Source organism: Tardiphaga sp. (genome assembly GCF_041424195.1).
Classification (GTDB): domain Bacteria; phylum Pseudomonadota; class Alphaproteobacteria; order Rhizobiales; family Xanthobacteraceae; genus Tardiphaga.
This window is the reverse complement of the sequence record NZ_JBGMOE010000173.1, coordinates 1-4,810: the sequence shown is the minus strand read 5'-3', so window position 1 is coordinate 4,810 and position 4,810 is coordinate 1. Positions and strand designations below refer to the sequence as shown.

Annotated in this window: 4 protein-coding genes; 1 reads left to right on the top strand and 3 read right to left on the bottom strand. The window is 58.6% G+C overall.

What is annotated here, in order from left to right; all coding sequences use genetic code 11:
* On the bottom strand, positions 1–2,038 hold a 2,038-nt coding region (locus tag ACEK02_RS23505; RefSeq protein ID WP_371423952.1), incomplete at its 3' end, for a strawberry notch-like NTP hydrolase domain-containing protein.
* Positions 2,039–2,659: 621 nt separating this feature from the next.
* Between ACEK02_RS23505 and ACEK02_RS23500 the strand changes: the two genes are divergently transcribed.
* Positions 2,660–3,760, top strand: coding sequence for a replication initiation protein (locus ACEK02_RS23500; RefSeq protein ID WP_371423951.1), 1,101 nt, complete (start codon positions 2,660–2,662; stop codon positions 3,758–3,760).
* 17 nt (positions 3,761–3,777) lie between these two features.
* Here ACEK02_RS23500 and ACEK02_RS23495 read toward each other — a convergent pair whose 3' ends face one another.
* Together ACEK02_RS23495 and ACEK02_RS23490 are read right to left on the bottom strand one after the other, a co-directional pair.
* A complete protein-coding gene (locus tag ACEK02_RS23495; RefSeq protein ID WP_371423950.1) occupies positions 3,778–4,113 on the bottom strand; it encodes a hypothetical protein in 336 nt (111 codons plus the stop codon).
* Positions 4,110–4,810: ParA family protein (locus tag ACEK02_RS23490; protein ID WP_371423949.1), on the bottom strand; the 701-nt coding region annotated here is incomplete at its 5' end. The genes ACEK02_RS23495 and ACEK02_RS23490, both read right to left, overlap by 4 nt.

Here is a 4,810-nt window from a genome sequence, read left to right as displayed (position 1 = left end):
TTAATCCGGTGCTACCGGCCGATCCGTGGCCCCTTTTATTCCCGGTGTTCTCAAACGAGACGCGATCCGGGAATTGGGTGCCCTCCCCCCACAGACCGAGGCGCGTGGCGTAGGCCAGATTATTCACGGCGGTGGCGCCAGTAGCGGAAGCATAGACGACACGCGCGCGGGGCAGACGGTTCTGCAGCTCGACGCCGGCAATGCCTTGCTGCGATCCCCTGGTCGCACCGAAGCGCCCTTCCCCACCGGCGACGCCGCCCATGGCGTGGGCTTCGTCGAACAGGATGCATCCGTCGAAATCCGGGCCACACCACTCGACGAGCTGCTGCAACCGGGTCTTGCCGCCCGACGCGCTGCGCAGGGTCGCATAGCTCAGGAACAGGATGCCTTCGGCAAGCCCGATCTTCGCCTCCGGCCGGAACTTGGACATGGACTGAATGTCGAGGGCCATTCCGCCCAGCGCTTCCCAGTCGCGGATAGCATCAGCCTGCAAGGCGGAATTCTCGCTCAGCCAGATATGGCGACGGTTGCCGCGCAGCCACTGATCCATCAGGATACCTGCCAGCTGCCGGCCCTTCCCCGCACCGGTGCCGTCGCCAAGAAAGAAGCCCTGCCGGTAGATCTGGCCTTCGGCATGCGCGACCAGGTCGGCGCCCTTCTCAGGTACCCGGTAGCGCCCGGGCAGATCATGCTCCATGGCATCGAGCGCCTGCACAACGGTTTCGAGCTGGGCGGCGGACAGGACCTGATTGTCGAGTACCGCGTGCGGCAGCCGCGGAACGTAACACGGCAGCGGCGGCGGCACCGAAGCCATGGCGGCGGATTCGACAAGAGCGGCGGGATGCTCCGCTGCGCCGGCAAAGGCGATGCGCTGCGGGCGCCACGCGGCATAGACACCAGCAGACTGCGCGGCATCGTCGGGCCGATCGATCACGTCATAGTGTACCTCGGTCCAGATCCGGTCGGGCGCGGCTGCGGCTGCGGGCGCACACGGTGAAGAGTGGCGCTCGATGGCGCGCGTACCGATGGAGCGGAACAAGCCCACGCCCGCCTTGGCAGCGACCAACGGTTGAGCGGCTACAGCGGATGGCCTTGCGCCAAGCAGCGGCGCGCGCGCCGGCAACTGCCCCAGGAAAGGGATCAGGTCGACCAGACTGGACCGCTGGATCACGGCCGTCGTAAGCTTGCCGGGCACCTTGTCGATCGCCAGCAACCGCACGGGCACTGATGTGCCATGCGCAGCAAAGGCCCCTTCAAGGCGGATATGCTGGATGACGCGGCATCCCTGAAGGGCGCGCGCGAAGACGTCGGCCCCCTTCCCCGTGCCGGAGAAGCTGTCCGGCATGAGTGCCACCAGTCGGCCGCCCGGGCACAACGCGCGGACAGCGGCAGCCAGATGCCGCGCGGCCGCAAGACGATCCCCGCCGCCAGCGGCGTTGCGCGCGAAAGGCGGGTTCATGACGATGACGCTGGGCCGCACGCCCATCGGATCGATCCGGGCGGCATCCTCGCCGGTGACGGACGCGGACGGGAACAGCCGGCGCAGCACCTCGGCGCGAGCCCGATCGATCTCGTTGAGGTGGAGCGCCCTCCCCTGCCCCAGCCATTGCGCAAGCATGCCGGTCCCGGCACTGGGCTCCAGGACGACGTCGTCTGGCGTCACGCCGGCGAGCTGTGCGGCTAACCAGGACAGCGACAGGGGCGTCGAGAAATGCTGGTGAGCGATCTGCTCCTCGCTTCGGACAGTCTGGGTGGGCAGCAGGGCTGCGAGCGCCGCAAGCGTACCCAAGGTCTCCGCCCTTCCCTGCGGCAAATCGATCTCCCGCAACCGAAGGATCAGGGCGATTTCTGCGGCAACGAAACTGTCACGCTGTGTCCAGGCACCGGTCGCCGCGGTGGCGCCGAAAGCGGCCGACATCGCCGCGTTGAGCAGGCTTCGATCCAGGCGAGACGATGCGCGCAGGTGGCCGGCAAGCTGCTGGGCGGCATCGAGGAGACGGCCGACGTGGAGGTGCGAGGATAGTGGCGGACAGTGCATGGGAAGCGGACCTTTCTTTGCGGCCTCTCTTGGCCGCAGGGTCCTCTCCCCCCTTTTCTCCCATTACATTTTGAAAGACGCCCAAGCGCAGCGCGGGAGTTTCTTTGATTCAGGGATTCTAGGATTCATCACCGCTAGACTGTTGGAATTCCAAAATAATATGGGGTTTAATGTGACCCCATGGGGGAGATAATGTTACGAATGGGGTGGCTACTTGTGATTCCCGGGGTGGGATTCTGTTACTGCACGGGTGCGAGTGGGGGAGAAACTGTGACTAATTGGGTGGGTGGCATAACATCGACGCTTTGACGGTGCGTACCTCTGATTACCCTTGAGAATGCAGGCATTCTCCCTTCAAACGCCATGAATTCGAATCGATGTCCGCAGGAACTGTTACCGATGGGGTGGCCACTGTCGGCGCGCACTCATCCTGGCCAGATATCAGCCCATAGGTCCATGGATAGTGTGACTAATGGGGTGATGGTTGTTCCGATTCGAAAACTCTCATTGTTACCTTTCGGGTGGGCATGGAGTGGTCCCTCGTCATGTAGCACAAACTGTTACTAATGGGGTGGTTTATGTGCCTTGCATAGTATGATCAGGTCACAGTATTGAAGTCACATGGCTGAGTCGGACGTTGAGACTGGTCGAACCCTCCGCGCGGCTCATCGGGCCGAGCGCGAAGGTGCTCGCGTCATTATCAAAGCTGGCGAGTTGATTGAAGCGAGTTATGCTCGTGGTGCGTCCCCTTCCCTGGCCGCCAGAAAGGTCCTTGCTCTCCTCATCGCAAAGGCCGGTGGTGAGGCCTGGAAAGTCGGTACCCATACGATCACAAAAAAGGAACTTCGTGGCAGTCACAACGGCAACGAAAGGATCAGTTCGGTCCTCAGAGAGCTGATGGATTTGAAATTCACGATGCCCACGATCTCTGCACGAGGTCGAGATGCCGTTTTGACTAGCGCTTTGATGGCCTGGAACATCGAGGAGCGCTCTGAGGACGGAATGTCCATCGTTGAATGGGAGTTCACAGATGCTGCCCGTATGATGCTGCAGGGCTCCGACTACTACGCCAGGATCAATCGCGCCGCTCTTCTATCTTTTCAGTCGAAATATGCTTTAGCTATCTATGAACTAGGCTGCTTGTTAATTGGCCGCAGGGATAAGATATGGCAAGGCACAGTAGATGAACTGCGGGAGCGTTTGGGAGTGCCAGAAGGTACGATCCCGAATTTTGCTCAATTGAGGCGCGTTGTTCTCGATAAAGCGCGTGCGGAAGTCAACCAACTTGCTCATTTTGAGTTTGGATGGAACGAGATTCGTGGGGGCCGTGGAGGCCGCGTTCGCGAAGTTCAGCTCTATTTTTTGCCTAAAGATGAGTCAGGCACTAACGAAGCCGCTAATGAAGTAGATCGTCCAAAGATCGGACGCAAAGCGCGTAGAGATGGCTCGACCGATAATCTCGCTATAGCGGTATCGGAAGATTCATCTGCTACTTTAGAGACGCAAAAATTTTTCCCGAGTGGCAGTCTTCATTTTTGTAATGATACCCGGTTGTTGGCGAGTCTCAACGATTATGGAGGTGGCTGGGATCGGGATATCATAGCGGGAGCCTATCGCGCTCATATGGGCGATAGGCTTGATCGTTTGCAGGGCGAATCCCTCTATCGATCATTTGAGGGATTTTGCAGGTCATATGTCAGCTCGCGCGGCCGCGCGCGATAAGAATTGAGCCCCCTGCCCTATCGCTGCGCCTGTATCACATCAATCAGCGCATCCAAGGCCATCTCCAGAACTGCCCCCATAGGTTTATTGAGTTGGTCTGCAATCCCATAGAATTTGGCAATTGTTTGTTCGGTTGCCTTGACGTTTATCTGTTTGTTTCGACCCGTCATGTAACGACGCGGTGACGATCGTGACTCGGGTTGTGTTGAGATTGACTGGGGTGACCGACTGGGAAATTCGGCTTCATTAGCCAACTGGTCAATGATCCTTGTGTCAGGCTTCGGCTTCGATGGCTTTACGTCGAAGTCAGATAGACTGGAGAGATCGGCGAATGGGTTAGCGCGCTCGTTCATCGTCCGTCTCCTTGATCGTTGCCAACCTTCTCCCTGAGCCTTTCAATCACTTCCATCGTGAACCTGTTGGCGTTTGCTATCGCCTTGTCGATATTCGAGACATCGCTCGGATCGAGGTCCTGAAGCGGCCTTTGGAAGGCCATCATTGCCTTGTACGCTTCGCGCTCGTTTAACTCAGCTGTGAACACATGCACTCCCGCGTTACGAAGGCCTTCCTGGATATGAGCCGTCGTCCTCGTTCGTATGGCAGGGTTTGTACGAGTAAGCAGGACCCCATAGGGTACTATCCGGCGTGTCATTTTTTCCTGCTGTCGGATGAGTTTAAGCGCTCTCGCTGCTTGCTCTGCGTCTAATTGGCTACCTTGCGTGGGTACAACGACGAGATCTGCCTGACTGATGGCCAGTAGCACAATTTTCGCGGCAGTTCCTTCGAGGTCAACTATAACGAAAGGAGTGCGCGTTGCGGCTTCCTCAATCTTGTCGATGATATTTTCCTCATCGGCATCGACGACGATATGCATATTTGGATGAGTATTGCCTCCAGATGCCCAGCTTTTGAAAGGCCTGTTTGGGTCTGCGTCTATGACTGTCACTTTCGCCCCCAGAGACAGCTGATTGGCTAAAACCATTGCTGCGGTTGTTTTGCCGGCTCTGTTGCAAAAATCGTGAAGCTTGAGCATGCTTGGCGGAGATTGGA